This is a genomic window from Bradyrhizobium sp. 41S5, from assembly GCF_011516665.3.
In the GTDB taxonomy this organism is placed as follows: domain Bacteria; phylum Pseudomonadota; class Alphaproteobacteria; order Rhizobiales; family Xanthobacteraceae; genus Bradyrhizobium; species Bradyrhizobium quebecense.
This window is the reverse complement of record NZ_CP083721.1, coordinates 4,047,164-4,063,528: the sequence shown is the minus strand read 5'-3', so window position 1 is coordinate 4,063,528 and position 16,365 is coordinate 4,047,164. Positions and strand designations below refer to the sequence as shown.

General features: G+C 63.9%; 15 protein-coding genes. 7 read left to right on the top strand and 8 right to left on the bottom strand.

Going from position 1 to position 16,365, the window contains the following annotated elements:
• Positions 1-24 precede the first annotated feature (24 nt).
• Together HAP47_RS19285 and HAP47_RS19280 are read left to right on the top strand one after the other, a co-directional pair.
• A complete protein-coding gene (locus HAP47_RS19285) occupies positions 25-1,833 on the top strand; it encodes a PHA/PHB synthase family protein (RefSeq protein ID WP_173643383.1) in 1,809 nt (602 codons plus the stop codon).
• 91 nt (positions 1,834-1,924) lie between these two features.
• A complete protein-coding gene (locus tag HAP47_RS19280) occupies positions 1,925-2,323 on the top strand; it encodes an MAPEG family protein (RefSeq protein WP_173643382.1) in 399 nt (132 codons plus the stop codon).
• 41 nt (positions 2,324-2,364) lie between these two features.
• Here the strand turns inward: HAP47_RS19280 and HAP47_RS19275 are convergent, their stop codons facing one another.
• The 6 genes from HAP47_RS19275 to HAP47_RS19250 form a co-directional block, all read right to left on the bottom strand.
• Positions 2,365-2,958: a class I SAM-dependent methyltransferase gene (locus HAP47_RS19275; RefSeq protein WP_173643381.1), complete on the bottom strand. Its 594-nt coding sequence runs from the start codon at positions 2,956-2,958 to the stop codon at positions 2,365-2,367.
• Positions 2,959-2,974: 16 nt separating this feature from the next.
• Entirely contained in the window at positions 2,975-3,955 is a 981-nt protein-coding gene (gene argC / locus HAP47_RS19270; RefSeq protein ID WP_173643380.1) for an N-acetyl-gamma-glutamyl-phosphate reductase, read from the bottom strand.
• 119 nt (positions 3,956-4,074) lie between these two features.
• On the bottom strand, positions 4,075-5,121 hold the full coding sequence (gene argC / locus HAP47_RS19265; RefSeq protein ID WP_173643379.1) for an N-acetyl-gamma-glutamyl-phosphate reductase: 1,047 nt from the start codon (positions 5,119-5,121) through the stop codon (positions 4,075-4,077).
• The gene (locus HAP47_RS19260; RefSeq protein WP_173643378.1) at positions 5,121-5,792 is read right to left on the bottom strand and encodes an FMN-binding negative transcriptional regulator; all 672 of its coding nucleotides are present in this window, start codon (positions 5,790-5,792) and stop codon (positions 5,121-5,123) included. The genes argC (HAP47_RS19265) and HAP47_RS19260 overlap by 1 nt, the downstream gene beginning before the upstream one ends.
• Before the next feature lie 221 nt (positions 5,793-6,013).
• Positions 6,014-7,003, bottom strand: a complete 990-nt coding sequence (locus tag HAP47_RS19255; protein ID WP_173643377.1) for an MBL fold metallo-hydrolase — start codon at positions 7,001-7,003, stop codon at positions 6,014-6,016.
• A 153-nt stretch (positions 7,004-7,156) separates the two neighbouring features.
• Entirely contained in the window at positions 7,157-7,687 is a 531-nt protein-coding gene (locus HAP47_RS19250; protein ID WP_173643376.1) for a DedA family protein, read from the bottom strand.
• Between the two features lie 188 nt (positions 7,688-7,875).
• On the opposite strand from HAP47_RS19250, the gene HAP47_RS19245 reads away from it, so the two are divergent.
• From HAP47_RS19245 to HAP47_RS19225, 5 genes are all read left to right on the top strand, one after another.
• Positions 7,876-8,244 (top strand): hypothetical protein, encoded by a 369-nt coding sequence (locus HAP47_RS19245; RefSeq protein ID WP_173643375.1) that lies wholly within the window; start codon positions 7,876-7,878, stop codon positions 8,242-8,244.
• 127 nt (positions 8,245-8,371) lie between these two features.
• On the top strand, positions 8,372-10,432 hold the full coding sequence (gene parE, locus HAP47_RS19240) for a DNA topoisomerase IV subunit B (RefSeq protein WP_173643374.1): 2,061 nt from the start codon (positions 8,372-8,374) through the stop codon (positions 10,430-10,432).
• Positions 10,433-10,501: 69 nt separating this feature from the next.
• Positions 10,502-11,265, top strand: a protein-coding gene (locus HAP47_RS19235) for an IS5 family transposase (protein ID WP_173643373.1) whose coding sequence is annotated in 2 segments (ribosomal slippage) — positions 10,502-10,837 and positions 10,840-11,265 — 762 coding nt in all. Because the reading frame shifts where the segments join, the coding sequence is not laid out codon by codon here.
• Between the two features lie 243 nt (positions 11,266-11,508).
• Complete coding sequence (locus HAP47_RS19230) at positions 11,509-12,300, top strand: outer membrane protein (RefSeq protein ID WP_173643372.1); 792 nt, start codon at positions 11,509-11,511, stop codon at positions 12,298-12,300.
• A 199-nt stretch (positions 12,301-12,499) separates the two neighbouring features.
• On the top strand, positions 12,500-13,270 hold the full coding sequence (locus tag HAP47_RS19225; protein ID WP_176396307.1) for a glucose 1-dehydrogenase: 771 nt from the start codon (positions 12,500-12,502) through the stop codon (positions 13,268-13,270).
• Between the two features lie 78 nt (positions 13,271-13,348).
• Here the strand turns inward: HAP47_RS19225 and HAP47_RS19220 are convergent, their stop codons facing one another.
• Positions 13,349-14,593, bottom strand: a complete 1,245-nt coding sequence (locus tag HAP47_RS19220) for an FAD-dependent oxidoreductase (RefSeq protein ID WP_210285391.1) — start codon at positions 14,591-14,593, stop codon at positions 13,349-13,351.
• 72 nt (positions 14,594-14,665) lie between these two features.
• Complete coding sequence (locus HAP47_RS19215) at positions 14,666-16,162, bottom strand: caspase family protein (RefSeq protein WP_173643371.1); 1,497 nt, start codon at positions 16,160-16,162, stop codon at positions 14,666-14,668.
• Positions 16,163-16,365: the final 203 nt, after the last annotated feature.

Here is a 16,365-nt window from a genome sequence, read left to right as displayed (position 1 = left end):
AAACGACGCTATATGGTACCTCAGATGAGCAACGTCAGTACCGACACCCAAGCCGCCCCGAAATTCAACGCCGAAGCCTTCGCCATGAACATCGCGCGGGCGATGGAGAGCAGCGGCCAAGCGCTGGCAGCCTATCTCAAGCCGCGCCAGACCGGTGAAGTCCGCGACAAGCCGCCGAACGAGCTCGGTGAGGTCATCAAGACCTTCAGCGTGATCGCCGAGTACTGGCTGGCCGACAAGGAGCGCGCCTCGTCGCTGCAGATGCAGCTCGGCAAGGATTACCTCGATCTCTGGGGATCGGCGGTGCGCCGCATGGCCGGCGAAGCCGATGCCAAGCCGGCGATCGCGCCGGCCCCGCGCGACAAGCGCTTCCAGGATCCGGAGTGGAAGTCGAATCAGTTCTTCGACTTCATCCTCCAGCTCTACCTGTTGACCGCGAGATGGGCGCAGCAGCTGGTCAACGACGCCGACGGAATTGATCCGCACACCCGCAAGAAGGCCGAATTCTACGTCCAGCAGATCACCAACGCGCTGGCGCCGTCGAATTTCGTGCTGACCAATCCGGAAGTGCTGCGCGCCACCGTCGAGACCAATGGCGACAATCTGGTCCGCGGCATGAAGATGCTGGCCGAGGATATCGAGGCCGGCCACGGCACGCTGCGGATCCGCCAGTCCGATTCGAGCAACCTCGAGGTCGGCGTCAACATGGCGACGACGCCGGGCAAGGTGATCTACCAGAACGAGCTGATGCAGCTGATCCAGTATTCGCCGGCGACGGAGAACGTGCTGCGCACGCCGCTCCTGATCGTGCCGCCATGGATCAACAAGTTCTACATCCTCGATCTGCGCCCCGAGAAATCCTACGTCAAATGGTGCGTCGATCAGGGCATCACGGTGTTCGTGATCTCCTGGGTCAATCCGGACAAGGAGCTCGGCAAGAAGACCTGGGCCGACTACATGACCGAGGGCCCGCTCGCGGCGATGGACGTGATCGAGAAGGTCACCGGCGAGTTGAAGGTGCACACCGCCGGCTATTGCGTCGGCGGCACCATGCTCGCCTCGACGCTCGCCTATCTCGCCGAGAAGCGCCGCCAGCGCGTGACGTCGGCGACGTTCTTTGCCGCGCAGGTCGACTTCACCCACGCCGGCGACCTGCTGGTGTTCGTCGACGAGAACCAGATCTCGGCGCTGGAACGCGACATGCAGGAATCCGGCGTACTCGAAGGCAGCAAGATGGCGATGGCCTTCAACATGCTGCGCTCGAACGACCTGATCTGGTCGTATGTCGTGAACAATTATCTGAAGGGCCAGCCGCCCTCCTCGTTCGACCTGCTGCACTGGAATTCGGACGCGACGAGGATGCCGTCGTCGAACCACTCCTACTATCTGCGCAACTGCTATCTGGAGAACCGGCTGTCGACCGGCACGATGGTGCTCGACAACACGCTGCTCGATCTGTCGAAGGTGAAGGTGCCGGTCTACAACCTCGCAGCACGCGAGGATCACATCGCGCCGGCGGAATCGGTGCTCTACGGTTCGCAGTTCTTCGGCGGCCCGGTGAGATACGTGCTGGCCGGCTCCGGCCACATCGCCGGCGTGGTCAATCCGCCCGCCTCGAAGAAGTACCAATACTGGACCAACGACAACATCAAGGACATGAAGCTCGCCGACTGGCTGAAGGGCGCCGAGGAACACAAGGGATCGTGGTGGCCCGACTGGCGCGGCTGGCTGGAAAGCCATGATCCGGAGACGGTGCCGGCGCGCATTGTGGGCTCGAACGGGGTGTCCGTGCTCGAGGACGCTCCGGGCAGCTATGTCCGCGTCCGCGCGTAGCGCCAAGTCTTCGCGTAGCGCCAGGTCTTCCGCTCAGCTATAAACAGATGGTCCCGACGGTCGGGAATCGAATTCACGTGAGGGGGAGACGATGACGCGCGAATTGTTCTGGCTGTCGCTGACGGTGATCCTGACCGGACTGCTGTGGATTCCCTACATCATCAACCGCTGCCAGGTGCGCGGCCTCTCCGGCGCCATGGGCAATCCCTCGCGCAACGACAAACCGCACGCGGAATGGGCCAACCGGCTGATGTTCGCCCATGACAACGCGGTCGAGAACCTCGTGATCTTCGCGCCGCTGGTCCTGATCCTCAACGCGGCCGACTATTCCACCAAATGGACCGTGCTGGCCTGCGCCGTCTATTTCTGGGCCCGCGTCGCGCATCTGATCGTCTACACGCTCGGCCTGCCGGTGTTCCGCACCCTGGCCTTCACGGTCGGTTTCATCGCCCAGGCGGTGCTGGCGCTCGCGATCTTCAAGGCTCTCTGAGCAACACATCCGCGCCGGCGGCGGTGACGGTCGCGCCGGCGCTATTCCTCGCCCTTGCGCATAACGATATGCAACATCGTCGCGGGCGCCTCGTCGAAACTCTTGATCTCGCTGGTGTCGGACGAGACCTGGACCCACGCCCCTGACGCGGCGTAGGTCGCCGTCAGCCAGTCGGCCGCGGGATAATTGTAGTAGCGGCCGATGCTGTCGCGGCCATCGCCATGGCCGATCTTGTAGCTCGCGTAGAAGATGCCGCCGGGTTTCAGCGCACGATGGATGCGGCCGAGGATGCCGGCCAAATCGTCGCGCGGCACATGCAGCAGGCACGCACTGGCCCAGACGCCGTCATAGGTTTCGAGATCCTCGAGTTCGTCGAACAGCATCGCCTCGACGGGATGGTTGACGCGCCGCGCGGCGACTTCAGCCATTTCCGGTGAACCGTCGGTCGCACGCAGCACGAAGCCTTCGGCGAGCATGACAGCGGCATGATTGCCGGCACCGCAGCCGAGCTCGAGAATCGCGCCGCCCGGAGGCAGCAGCTTGAGGAAGCCGATCAGCCGGATGGACGCCGCTTTCGCCCACCCGGCATAGGCCTCGGCATTGCGCCGGTAGAATTGCAGCGTGGCGTCATCCACGATGCGTACCTCGCCGTCAGGTGTCGGCCAGCCCGAGCATCAGCCGCATGTTCTGCACCGCGGCACCCGAGGCGCCCTTGCCCAGATTGTCGAGCCGGGCAACCAGCACCGCCTGATGGTGCTTGTCGCTGGCGAACACATAGAGCTCGAGCTGGTTGGTCTCGTTGAGTGCCTCCGGCTCGATCCGCCCGCCCTTGCTGGCCTCGTTCTGAAGCGGCATCGCCGAGACGTATTTGCTGCCGGCGTACCACTTCGCCAGTACGGCCTGCAGGTCAGCGCCGGTCGGCTTGCCCGGCAGCGTGTCGAGTTGCAGCGGCACCGAGACCAGCATGCCCTGCCGGTAGTTGCCGACCGACGGGATGAAGATCGGCCGCCGCGTCAGATGCGAGTAAAGCTGCATCTCCGGCACGTGCTTGTGCTCGAAGCCGAGGCCATAGAGCTCGAAGGCAGGCGCCGAGCCGTCCTCGAAGCTTGCGATCATCGACTTGCCGCCGCCCGAATAGCCGCTCACCGCGTTGACGGTGACGGGATAATCCGCCGGCAGCAGGCCGGCATCGACGATCGGCCGCAGCAGCGCGATCGCACCGGTCGGATAGCAGCCCGGATTGGAGACCTTCTGCGCGTTGCGTATCATGTCGGCCTGGTCGGGCGCGAGCTCCGCGAAACCGTAGGCCCAGTCGGGCGCGACGCGATAGGCGGTCGACGCATCGAGCACCTTCGGCGCCGAATTGCCCATCGTGTCGATCAGCGCGACGGTCTCCTTGGCGGCCTCGTCAGGCAGGCAGAGGATCACGATATCCACCTCCTCCATCAGCGCACGCTTGGCGCCTGCATCCTTCCGCTTGTCGTCGGCGATGTGCTTCACCGTGACGTCGCCGATCGCGTGCAGCCGCTCCTGGATGCCGAGGCCGGTGGTGCCGGACGCCCCGTCGACGAACACGGTGGCCTTGGTCGCACCGCTCTTGGTTTTCGGCTGGTTGGTGTCGGTGACGGTCATGGCATGCTCCTTTCGAGCTCGTTCGTTTCGTTTGCTAACACGTCTGGCCGCACCTGCGCTGCCAATCCGGCTGTTATTCCTAGATTGAGCGCATCCTCGTCCACGACAACAACCCCCGCTCACGGAAACAGCGCGATCTGCTCCAGCCCGGTGGTTTCGGGCAAGCCGAACATCAGGTTCATATTCTGGATCGCCTGCCCGGCCGACCCTTTCACAAGATTATCGAGCGTCGAGAGCACGATGGCGCGGTTCTTGATCCGGTCGGCGACGACGCCGATCTGAACGTAATTCGAACCGCGCACGTTCTGCGTCTGTGGTAGCACGCCCTTCTTCGTCACATATACGAACGGCTCGTTGGCGTAGGCCTTTTCCAGCTCGGCGCGCAAATCGTCGGGCGTAGCCCCGTTGAGCTTGACATAAGATGTGCAGAACTCACCCCGCGCCATCGGAATGAGATGCGGGGTGAAGTTCACTGTCACAGCCGAGCCAGCGGCTGCGCCGATCTCCTGCTCGATCTCCGCCGAGTGTCGGTGGCTTCCGATCGAATAGGGCGACAACCCTTCGCCGGCCTCGCTGAACAGCGTGTTCTGCTTCAGTCCGCGTCCGGCGCCGGTGACGCCCGACTTTGCGTCGATGATGATCTCGTCGACGTCAATCAGCTTTGCCTTCGCCAGCGGAACAAGCGCCAGCAGCACCGCCGTCGGATAGCAGCCGGGACAGGCCACCAGCCGCGCGGCCGTGACCCTCTCCCGGTAGAGTTCGGTCAACCCATAGACGGCCTCGTCCTGCAATTCGAGCGCCCGGTGCTCATGGCCGTACCATTGCGCGTAGCTGTCTTTGTTGCGCAGCCGGAAATCCGCGGACATATCGAGGATCTTGATTCTGGGATTGGCTTTCAGCACCGCGGCGATGATCTCTTGCGTCGTCCCATGCGGCAGTCCGCAGAACGCGGCATCGAGCCGCGTCCAGTCGACTTTTTCCCACTCCACGAGTTTTGGCAGGTCGAGCATGAAGAAGTGAGGAAACACCTCGCTCATCGCCTTGCCGGCATGGGTGTTGGCGGTAAGCGCGGTGATTTCGGCATTCGGGTGCCGCGCCAACAGGCGCACCGCGTCGGCGCCGGTGTAGCCGGACGCGCCCAAAATTCCGATTTTCTTCTTCGTCATTACTCGCTCCTCGGAAGCGTCGTCATCTCGGCCTGTATCATCGCGAAAGCCTGCGGGCGCACCTCGCGCATCAAAGCCGCGATGTCCCGGGCACCGGCTTCGGCCTGCAATGCGAGCGTGTTGCCGACCGCCGCGAAATCAGTTTCAGACTTGTGCTGGTTCAGCTTGAAACTGCCCTCCACCACTTCCACCATCATCTCGAGGCCCACGATGGCCTTCTTCATTGCTTCCAGCCGCGCGGCGGTCATCTGGCCCGACACCCACGGCTTTTTCGGCAGCAGCCGATCCTCGAACTTGGCGCTCAGCGTGTTGATCTGAACGGCGAGTTCCTCGCCCGACAGCGCCCGCACTGGCCCGGTCAGATGGACGGCCTGATAGAGCCAGGTCGGCACCTGGTCGGGCGACACATACCAGTCCGGCGACACATAGGCATCCGCGCCGGTGACGGCCAGCAGCCAAGGGCCCCCGTGCGCCAGCTTTACCAGCGGATTGTGACGGGCAACATGAAACAGCGCCCGCGGCGTGCCGTCGGCGGCGTAGCTCAAATAGAACGGCAGCGCGGAGGCGATCGGCTTGCCGCCGTCCCACGCGCAGGCGATGCCGAAACCGCGCGCTTCCGCAAAGCCGAGGCTTGCGGCGCGGTCAGGCTTGAAGGGCGGTGGCGTATACATGGTCGAAACTCCTGTGTGACGAAGGAGCCGCCAGATCGAACCGCGTGTCTTTTTTCAGGAGAGCGCCGCGGGAGGAGATCCGGCGGCAGAGGCGATGGTCTTAGACGCGAGCGACCGCCCATACCGCGAGAATGCGGCGGCGGCGGGCGATGATGATGGTCGCGGCGTTGATCATGGGCGCGGCTATAAGGCCGCGCCCATTTTGCGTCAAGGAAAACCGTTCAGATCGCCGGATTCCACGGCGCCGGCACGACGCGGTAGCCGTTGCCGTCCTTCACCACATTGCCGAGGCCCGGGAACGGATAGTGATAGCCCTGCACCTGGAGCCGCTCCGCGATCACCATGTCGTAGATGCGGCGGCGGGTCTTCTCCGCCACGTCGCCGTCCTGGTCGAAGAACGCATGCCAGCCGGGATTGGCCGCGAACAGGTTCGGATTGTTGGTGACGTCGGACTGGATGAAGACCCTGTCCGGACCCGAAGCCAGCACGTAAGAGGTGTGGCCCGGCGTGTGACCGACGGTCTCGACCGAGGTCAGGCCCGGCGCGATCTCCTTGCCCCACTCGTAGGGCGTGACCTTCTTCTTCAGGCCGGCCTCGAAGATATTGCGGTTGTTCTTGAACAGGCCCTGCATGCGGCCGGCCGGCGCCCGGCTCATCTCGCCGTCGTCCATCCAGAACTTCCATTCGGTTGCCGGCACCAGCACTTCGGCATTCGGGAACGCCGGCGTGCCCTCGGCTGTGAGCAGGCCGTTCACATGGTCGGTATGGAAGTGCGAGATCACGACCATCTCGACATTCTTCGGATCAAAGCCGGCCGCGGCGAAATTGTCGGCGAACAGGCCGTTGGCACCCTTGCTGTTGGCCCTTGCCAGCGCACCGTTGCCGGTGTCGATCACGACCAGCTTGCCGCCGGTGTTGAGCACCAGCGGCGCGAACCAGATCGATACCATGTCGCGCGGCATGAACGCCTTCTCCAGCGCCGCGTTGACATCGTCCCGCTTCGCATTCGGGATGAAGGAATCTTCCAGCTTGAAGATATTCTTGCCGTCGGACACCGCGGTGACGAGGATGTCGCCGACTTTGTAGCGATAGAAGCTCGGCGCCTGCCTGTCGGCGGCGGGCGCTGCGGCGGCCGCGGGAACGGCAGGCAACAACGGTGCGGCGGCGATGCCGGCCGCGCCTGCGAGAGCGTGACGTCGTGTCAATTCCATGTCTTGTCCTTCCAGTAAAACGTTGATGCGCCCGGCGGAGCCACGTCTGCCGCGGTGAGTTTTGCTCAGCGTTTTGACACTCGTGCGAAGACGGTTGTGCAAGCAATTGTTCTTCCGCCTAACCCCTGCATCGTAGCGATATTCCTGAAGTCGTTACACCACCCGCCATATCCACTCGACGATCTGGCCGATGACGTCGCCGAACAGCAGCAGCGCTGCCGACCAGACCAGGGCGGAGACGAAATTGGCGATCTGGAATTGCCAGTACGACATCTCGAAAATGCCGGCGGCAAGCGGCACCGAGGCCCGCAGCGGGCCGAAGAAGCGGCCGATGAAGATGCTGGGCACGCCCCAGGATTTCACGAAGGCCTCGCCGCGCGGCAGGATCTCCGGATAGCGCGACAGCGGCCACATCTGGGCGACGTGCTCCTTGTAGCGATAGCCGAACCAGTAGGAGAGCCAGTCGCCGAGTGCGGCGCCGATGCCGCCCGCGATCCAGATCGGCCAGAAATTGATCCCGCTGACGCCGATCAGGGCGCCGATCGCGACCAGCGCACCCCAGGCGGGCACCAGCAACGAGATGAAGGCGAGCGATTCAGCGAACGCCAGCAGCATGACGATCGGAGCGGCCCAAGCCTGATGATGGCGGACGAATTCGGCCAGGGCCCGCGCAAGGTCTTCCATCTCGTCGAGTGCCCTCCGCTGCGTTGAAAACCGAATGAACCTTTGTAGCGGCACACAGCCTAAGAACAGGTAAGCCAGCCCATTGCGTGACATCAAGTCACAAAGGCGGGGATCAAACGTGATTTCCGGTAAGGCCCCAGCGGTCCGGGCTGGCTGGCACCTCCCTCATAGGAAAAAGGAACCACTGGATGATCGGGTCACTGATGATGTGCGTCGGCGTTCTCGTCTTGTTGTTCGGAATGCTCGCGGGCATCGTTATGGGTATCCAGCACGACTTCACGTTGGGGCCGGCGCATGCCCATCTCAATCTGGTCGGCGGCGTGCTGCTGTTCCTGTTCGGCCTGTACTACCGGCTGGTGCCGGCGGCAGGAACCATGTTGCTCGCCAGTATCCAGGGCTGGCTGCATATCGTCGGCGGAATCCTGTTTCCGGCCGGCGTTGGCGCGGTGTTGCTGAAGGGTCCCGCGTTCGAGGCGGCGCCGATCATGGGATCGCTGATGGTGGTCGCCGCCATGGCCCTGTTCACGGTCGTTGTATTCCGCACCTCGCGGGCGTAATCGCAGGCTCCTATCTATTCAGGCGGCCGGGCCCTGACGGCGCGGCCGCCCCCATTTGGCAGCCCATCCGTGGCATAGTCAGAGCAACCGATTCGCTGCGCCAGACCGGCGCACCACTTGAAGAACAATGTCCAAACCACTGAAATCAAACGCCAAAAGTAAATCTGCCGACGATTTGTTCGGAGCCCCGGAGCCGAAGGGACGCGCCCCGGCGAAGGCTGCTTCCCGGCCCACGGGAAGCGCCGAAGCCGGCTACACGGCGGCTGATATCGAGGTACTGGAAGGGTTGGAACCGGTCCGCCGGCGGCCCGGCATGTATATCGGCGGCACCGACGAAAAGGCGCTGCACCATCTGTTCGCCGAGGTGATCGACAACTGCATGGACGAGGCCCTCGCCGGCCACGCCACCTTCATCGACGTGGAGCTGACCACCGACGGCTTCCTGACCGTAACCGACAACGGCCGCGGCATCCCGGTCGATCCGCATCCGAAATTCCCGAAGAAGTCGGCGCTCGAAGTCATCATGTGCACGCTGCATTCGGGCGGCAAGTTCGACTCCAAGGTCTACGAAACTTCGGGCGGCCTGCACGGCGTCGGCGTCTCCGTGGTCAATGCCCTCTCCTCACGGCTCGAGGTCGAGGTCGCGCGCAGCGGGCAGTTGCACCGCATGACCTTCGAGCGCGGCCATCCCAAGGGCAAACTCGAAGACCTCGGCAAGATCAACAACCGCCGCGGCACGCGCATCCGCTTCAAACCGGACACCGATATTTTCGGCGCCAAGGCGGCCTTCAAGCCGCAGCGTCTGTTCAAGATGACGCGCTCGAAAGCGTATCTGTTCGGCGGCGTCGAAATCCGCTGGCGCTGCGACCAGGAGCTGTTGAAAGGCGTCGAAGACGTCCCGACGGAAGCCAAGTTCCACTTCCCCGGCGGCCTGAAGGACTATCTGGCCGCGGCGATCCATGCCGACACGCTGGTGCATCAGGATATCTTCTCCGGCAAATCTGGCCGCAGCGGCGCGCATGGCGCCTGCGAATGGGCGGTGGCCTGGACGGCCGATGCCGACGGCTTCCTGTCGTCCTACACCAACACCGTGCCGACGCCCGATGGCGGCACGCATGAATCAGGCCTGCGCAGCGCGCTGCTGCGCGGCTTGAAGGACCACGCCGAGCGCGCCGGCCAGGGCAAGCGCGCAGCCTCCATCACTTCGGAAGACGTGATGGTGGGCGCGGCCGTGATGCTCTCGGTGTTCGTGCGCGAGCCTGAATTCCAGGGCCAAACCAAGGACCGCCTCGCCACCGCCGAAGCGCAGCGCATCGTCGAACAGGCGATGAAGGATCCGTTCGACCACTGGCTGTCAGGCAATCCGAACCAGGCCAACCGGCTGCTCGACTTCGTGATCGATCGCGCCGAGGAGCGGCTGCGCCGCCGCCAGGAGAAGGAAACCGCGCGCAAGACCGCCGGCAAGAAGCTGCGTCTGCCGGGCAAGCTCGCGGATTGCTCCGATGCCGGCACCGAAGGCTCTGAACTTTTCATCGTCGAAGGCGACTCGGCCGGGGGTAGCGCCAAGCAGGCACGCGATCGCAAGACGCAGGCCGTGTTGCCGCTGCGCGGCAAGATCCTCAACGTCGCCTCTGCCGGCAAGGACAAGCTGACCGCCAACGCGCAGCTCTCCGATCTCGTGCAGGCGATCGGCAGCGGCACGCTCGCGCACTACCGCGAAGAGGATCTGCGCTATCAGCGCATCATCATCATGACCGACGCCGACGTCGACGGCGCGCACATCGCATCGCTCCTGATCACCTTCTTCTACCGGCAGATGCCGCGGCTGATCGACGAGGGACATCTCTATCTGGCGGTGCCGCCGCTCTACAAATTGAAGCACGGCACCAAGTCGGTTTACGCCCGCGACGACGCCCACAAGGAAGAATTGCTCAAGAGCGAATTCAACGCCAACGCCAAGGTCGAGGTGAATCGCTTCAAAGGCCTCGGCGAGATGATGCCGGCGCAGCTGAAGGAGACCACGATGGATCCGGCCAAGCGCACGCTGTTGCGCGTGGTGCTGCTTGCCGACGATCGCGAGGGCACCGCCGACTCGGTCGAGCGGCTGATGGGCACCAAGGCGGAAGCCCGCTTTGCCTTCATCTCCGACAAGGCCGAATTCGCAAGCGACGATCTGCTCGACGTCTAGGTCGTGTGGACTCTAGGGATTCCCTTTTAGGAGCAAATCAGATTCAAGGCTGCCTTTGGGGAGGCAGTCTTGGGTGTGCTGGACCGTTTGGTTTTGAGCGATGCGGCATGGGAACGAATGGCGCCTCTGATTATAGGTCGGCCTGACCAGAAAGGCTCGACCGGGCGCGACAATCGGATGTTCGTGGAAGGCGTGCTTTGGATCGTTCGTACGGGCGCTCCCTGGCGTGATCTGCCTGAAGCATTCGGGGACTGGAACAGCGTCTTCCGTCGCTTCAGTCGTTGGAGCCTCAAGGGAGTTTGGTGGCGGATCTTCGAGGTGATGTCCGATGATCCGGACTTCGAATATCTGATCGTCGATTCCACCATCGTCCGAGCCCACCAGCACGCTGCCGGGGCCAAAAAAGGGGGTCTGAAGATCAGGCGATCGGCCGCTCGCGCGGTGGTCTGCGCACCAAGATTCACATGGCCGTTCGGGGCTTGGGATGTCCCGTACGGTTCACGCTGAGCGCAGGTCAGAAGGGCGATGCGCCACAAGCGGCTGCTTTGCTCGAGGGATTACCAGCCGAGGTCGTCATGGCCGATACAGCCTATGACGCCGATCATTTGCGCCAAGCCATCGCCGCCAAGGGAGCACTCGCCGTCATCCCCAACAATCCGTCACGGGCACTCAAATATCCGCTCGACAAGCATCTCTATGCCCAGCGTCATCTCGTGGAGTGCTGCTTCTCAAAACTCAAGCAATTCCGCCGCGTCGCAACCCGCTTCGAAAAGACCGCCCGAAATTACCTTGCCGTCGTTACCATCGCAGCCACCGTCCTATGGATGCGGTAAGTGTCCACACGACCTAGGGCCTAACCAACTGACTTAAAATGATTTTCCGGCCGCCTCCAGATCGGGGCGGCCGTTTTCATTCGCCTTTTCGGAGAGTGTCTGCGGTTTCGTTTTCGGGCGGTTGTGTCTCACCCGCAACAGCATTTCCGGCGGAACCACGTATAGTTCTGACATGAGTTTCGGGAATCGGTGCCATCGTGCCCCCGTCAGCGACCCGATCGAACGCTAGTCGAGGATTTGGAAATGAAGAAGATTTTGCTCGCTCTGACCGCGGTTGCTGCGATGACGGGTTCCGCGTCAGCTGCCGATCTGGCCGCCCGCCCCTACACCAAGGCTCCGGCCCCGATCGCAGTCGCTCCGAGCTGGACCGGCTTCTACATCTTCGGCGGTGGCGGCGGCGGCGTCTGGGACGCTGACACCGGTGTTCAGTCGACCGTCACGGGCGCACCGATCCTCGGCTTCAACCAGCGCCAGGGCGGCGATGGCTGGTACGGCACCGTCGGCGCCGGCTATGACTGGCAGACCGCCAACAGCTGGGTTCTCGGCGTGTTCGCCGACGGTCAGTTCGGCAGCCTGAAGGGCACGATCCAGGATCAGGGTCCGTTCCTCGCCGGCAGCATCAAGAACGACTACAGCTGGGCCGCCGGTGCGCGCCTCGGCTATCTGGTTGCTCCGAACGTTCTGTCCTATGTCAACGCCGGTTACTCCAGCTCGCACTGGAAGGGCACCACGCTGTTCAACACCGCGACCGCTCTCCCGTCGGGCCTGCACACCAACGGCTTCGATCGCAGCGGCTGGTTCGTCGGCGGCGGCGTCGAGAACAACCTGAACATCTTCGGTATCACCGCGCCGGGCTGGTTCATGAAGACCGAGTACCGTGCTGCCTACTACGACAGCAAGAACATCTCGGAACTCGCCGACGTCACCAACATCTCGAACGGCCGCGACATCACCTTCAAGCCGCTCGTCCAGACCATCAGCACCTCGCTGGTCTACCGCTTCAACTGGACCGGTCCGGTTGTTGCCAAGTACTGAGCTGAGTACTGATCCCTGCTGACATAGCAGACGAAAAGCCCCGGCATTGTCCGGGGCTTTTTTGTTGCCCGAACGTCTTCCAGAACAAGCTCGCGCGCACCCCTCGCGGTGCAGGGCCGACCGGCCGCGCCCGATCTGGTCAGCGCTGCTGCGATCGGGCACGCTCGCGACCGGATTCAAACCACAGCGGACAACGACAATGAGCAACGGACAGTTTGATCTCTCGGGCAGGGTCGCGATCGTCACCGGCGGCAATGGCGGCATCGGGCTTGGCATGGCGCGCGGCCTCGCGGATGCCGGCGCGGCGGTTGCCGTGGTCGGCCGCAACGAGGCGAAATCGAAGGCCGCCGTCGAGGATCTCGGCAAGCGTGGCGTCAAGGCGATCGCGGTGGCAACCGACGTGACCGACAAGGCCGCCGTTGCGGCGATGGTCGAGCGGGTCATCGGCGAGTTGGGCCGGATCGACATCCTCGTCAACAACGCCGGCATGAGCATCCGCAAGCCGCCGCACGAGCTCGAGCTCGACGAGTGGAGCAAGGTGATCGACACCAACCTCACCAGCGCCTTCCTGTGCTCGAAGGCGGCCTATCCGGCGCTCAAGGCCTCGGGCCACGGCAAGATCATCAATATCGGCTCGATGATGTCCATCTTCGGCGCGAGCTTCGCTGCAGCCTATGCCGCAAGCAAGGGCGGCATCGTGCAGTACACCCGCGCCTGCGCCAACGCCTGGGCCCCCGACAACATCCAGGTCAACGCCATCCTTCCCGGCTGGATCGACACCGATCTGACGAAGGGCGCGCGCGAGCAGGTCGCCGGGCTGCACGAGCGCGTGCTCGCACGCACGCCAGCGGCCCGCTGGGGAGCCATCGACGACTTCGCGGGCATCGCCGTGTTCCTGGCCTCGCCGGCGTCGGACTTCGTCACCGGCACCGCGATCCCCGTCGACGGCGGCTATTCGGTGATGGCCTGAGACACAGAGGCCCCGGCACCACGCCGGGGCCTTCGCGTCCGGTTGGCCCGGGAGAAGTTCGCCGGCACGCGGGCCGCTTCAGCCCGCCGCCGGCGAGTGCACGTGCTCCGGCCGCACCCCGACCCCGACAAGACGCGCCGTCAGCCCTTGCAGCCAGGGCATCGCAGTGATCAACCGCAACGCGAACGGCACCGGTTGATCGCCGCCCTTCAGCGCAGCGCTGATGATGTTGTTCTGCGCGATCACCTGCATGCGTTGCGTCACCCGCACCGGGAATTCGCGGCGCCGCCGCACGGCATCGAGCTCATCCTCCGGCGGACAACCTTGCGCGAGCTTGGCCGCCAGGATGTTGGCGGTCGCGACCCCGTCCTGCACCGCGAGGTTGACGCCGACGCCGCCGATCGGCGACATCGCGTGCGCGGCGTCGCCGATACAGAGCAGGCCGGGACGGGTCCAGCGCGTCAGGCGATTGATCGCAACCGTGAGCAGCTTGACGTCGTCAAAACTCTTCACGTCGGCAATGCCGGCCTTGAGGATCGGCGCGAGCCGCAGCACGTCGTCGAGCAGCGCCGGCAATCCCCTCGCCTTCACGGCCTCGTATTGTCCCTTGGCGATGACATAGGCGCATTGCCAATAGTCGCCGCGGTCGAACGTCACCATCATCTTGCCGTGGTCGATGCGGGCGAACAAATTCTCGGTCTCGTCCCGACGCCGCCCGACGCGAAACCACAGCACGTCCATCGGCGCGCCGATCTCCTCGACGTCGAGGCCGGCGTGCTCGCGCACGATCGAATGGCGGCCGTCGCAGCCGATCGTGAGATCGGCCTCGATCTCGATGGGGCCATCAGGCGTTTTCAAATGGACGCCTGCAACAGCGTCGCCGCGCCGGATCAGGTCGGTCGCCTCGGCGCTCATCAAAACCTGCAGCGAGGGGAAACGCTTGCCGCTCTCGCGCAGGAAATCGAGGAAGTCCCACTGCGGCATCATCGCGATGAAAGGATATTTGACGCTGAGGCGGCTGAGGTCGGCGATCCGCACCGAGGTGCCGCCGAACATGCCGTCGAGCCTCTGGATTTCCTGATGCGGCAGCTTCAGGAAGCCGTCGATCAGACCGAGTTCGTCCATCACCTGCAGGGTCGACGGATGCACGGTGTCGCCGCGGAAGTCGCGGAAGAAGTCGGCGTGCTTTTCCAGCACCACAACATCAACGCCGGCGCGTCCGAGCAGATAACCGAGCATCATGCCGGCGGGCCCGCCGCCGACGACGCAGCAGCGCACCTTCATCTGACGCGTCTTCGGCGCTGCCGGATTGCCTGCATCCATGATGCCGTCCTTATCGCTGCGTCGCCTCTCGGGCGCCGACTCTAACGCAGATCGGACGACAAGGATGCTATGCTATCGCCTGAACGTCTTGATTTCCGACACGCTGCCGTCGCGATAGGTCAGTTCCACCGAAACCGATTTGGTCTGCGGCGCGAGCTTCAGATAGGGCTGCGCGTCGGACGGGATTGCGCCCGGATCGCGCGAATTGCAGGCCGGCATCTTCAACACCTTGTCGGGCACCGCGGTGTCGATGCCGATCCGCACCTCGCGGATCGCGCAGCGATACGACATCAGATGCGTATAGTAGACGAGCAGCCCGTTGAACTCGCGGAACGACAGCCAGCTCGTCGCGGTCATGTCGAGGATCTTGCGCTGGTCGCGGATCAGCGCGGCGTCGGGATCGAACTTGATCGGGAACGGCCCCTGCATCTCGCCCTGCGGATCGACATAGCGAAGCTCGATCGTGGCCGCCGGCGCATCGGCCGGCAGCTCGATCGATGGATTGGGCATCCGCTTGCGCGTGCGCGGATCGAGCGTATCCATGAAGCCGGTTTCGCGGAAATCGCCGCTATCGCCGATCCGCCAGGAGATGCCGAGCGTCGGATCGGCGATCGAGAACACGACGGTCCAGCCGCCATTGTGCCGCGAGAAGCTCGCGATCGGCGCGTTGATGGAATCGTCCTTCGGCGGCTTCGGCACCGAGACCGGCGGCAGCGCGGCCACCTGCTGCGGCGGAGCCGACGGCTTGACCGCCTCGGCCTGCCCCTTCGCGATCCCGTTCAGGAAGACGTCGTCGACCATCTGGTCGAAATAAACCGGGATCTGCTTGTGCTTCACGGTCTCGGCCATCTCGCTGACCAGGCGCCGCGTACGCTGGGCAACCTGCACCAGGTTTTCACCGGGCCGCAGCAACTCCCTGGCAAAGGTTCGCGTGAAGACCGAATTGGGATTGGCATCGTCGTTCGAGAGCCGGTCGAGCGCGGTCTGGCGCGGCCCCGCCGAAAACACCGAGAACACGCCTTCGGGCAGCTGCGTCATCGGCGCGAGGCCACCGCCGCCGGCAACGGCGCGCGTGCCGGAGCGCTCGAATGGATTGTTGCGGCAGGCGTCGAACACCAGGATCGAGGTCCGCGCCTTCTTGTTCTGCAACCGCTCGATGATGCGGTCGGCGAGAACCGAAGCGTCGCGTACCAGCTCCTCCTGCCCTTCGGTGGCGGCCGGCACGTCGGTCGGCAGCAGGAAATTCTGGCCCGCGATCTCAAAGCCGTGACCGGCATAGAAGAAGAACGCGGTGTCGCCGGGTTCCACGGCGCGGTCGAAGGCGAGCAGCGTCTCGGAGAACGCCTGCCGGTTCAAATTCTCGGCCACCATGACGTTGAAACCGAGCTGCTTCAGCGTGTCGCCCATGGTGCGGGCGTCGTTGACCGCCTTCTGCAGTTTGGGCACGTTCCTGTAATCATTGTTGCCGATCACCAGCGCGACGCGCTTTTCAGCCCGGGCGGGCGCCGCCGATGCGACAAAGGCGACCGCCAACAGGGCCGCTGAAAGTCTCGAAAGCCAGCTCTTCATCCCAATTCCCGCCTGCACGACAAGTGCGCCGCTCGTGCGACCGCCGCCTAATAGTCGGATCAGCCGTTTGGCCGGTTCAAGGCCGACGCCGGATGACCGTCGTGACCGCCCCCTTGGCGTCCATCTTGGCCCCCATGAGTCGTCCCGTCCATTCCAGGTCAAGTTTCTTTTTACGGCCCGCGTGATAGATTCCGGCTTGCATC

Excerpts from the sequence above, each read along its gene's own strand:
- HAP47_RS19225 (WP_176396307.1), top strand. The coding sequence starts at position 12,500 with ATGAGCAACGGACAGTTTGATCTCTCGGGCAGGGTCGCGATCGTCACC.
- parE (WP_173643374.1), top strand. The coding sequence starts at position 8,372 with ATGTCCAAACCACTGAAATCAAACGCCAAAAGTAAATCTGCCGACGAT.
- HAP47_RS19285 (WP_173643383.1), top strand. The coding sequence starts at position 25 with ATGAGCAACGTCAGTACCGACACCCAAGCCGCCCCGAAATTCAACGCC.
- HAP47_RS19230 (WP_173643372.1), top strand. The coding sequence starts at position 11,509 with ATGAAGAAGATTTTGCTCGCTCTGACCGCGGTTGCTGCGATGACGGGT.
- HAP47_RS19245 (WP_173643375.1), top strand. The coding sequence starts at position 7,876 with ATGATCGGGTCACTGATGATGTGCGTCGGCGTTCTCGTCTTGTTGTTC.
- HAP47_RS19220 (WP_210285391.1), bottom strand. The coding sequence starts at position 14,593 with ATGGATGCAGGCAATCCGGCAGCGCCGAAGACGCGTCAGATGAAGGTG.
- HAP47_RS19215 (WP_173643371.1), bottom strand. The coding sequence starts at position 16,162 with ATGAAGAGCTGGCTTTCGAGACTTTCAGCGGCCCTGTTGGCGGTCGCC.
- HAP47_RS19255 (WP_173643377.1), bottom strand. The coding sequence starts at position 7,003 with ATGGAATTGACACGACGTCACGCTCTCGCAGGCGCGGCCGGCATCGCC.
- HAP47_RS19250 (WP_173643376.1), bottom strand. The coding sequence starts at position 7,687 with ATGGAAGACCTTGCGCGGGCCCTGGCCGAATTCGTCCGCCATCATCAG.
- argC (WP_173643379.1), bottom strand. The coding sequence starts at position 5,121 with ATGACGAAGAAGAAAATCGGAATTTTGGGCGCGTCCGGCTACACCGGC.
- HAP47_RS19260 (WP_173643378.1), bottom strand. The coding sequence starts at position 5,792 with ATGTATACGCCACCGCCCTTCAAGCCTGACCGCGCCGCAAGCCTCGGC.
- HAP47_RS19280 (WP_173643382.1), top strand. The coding sequence starts at position 1,925 with ATGACGCGCGAATTGTTCTGGCTGTCGCTGACGGTGATCCTGACCGGA.
- argC (WP_173643380.1), bottom strand. The coding sequence starts at position 3,955 with ATGACCGTCACCGACACCAACCAGCCGAAAACCAAGAGCGGTGCGACC.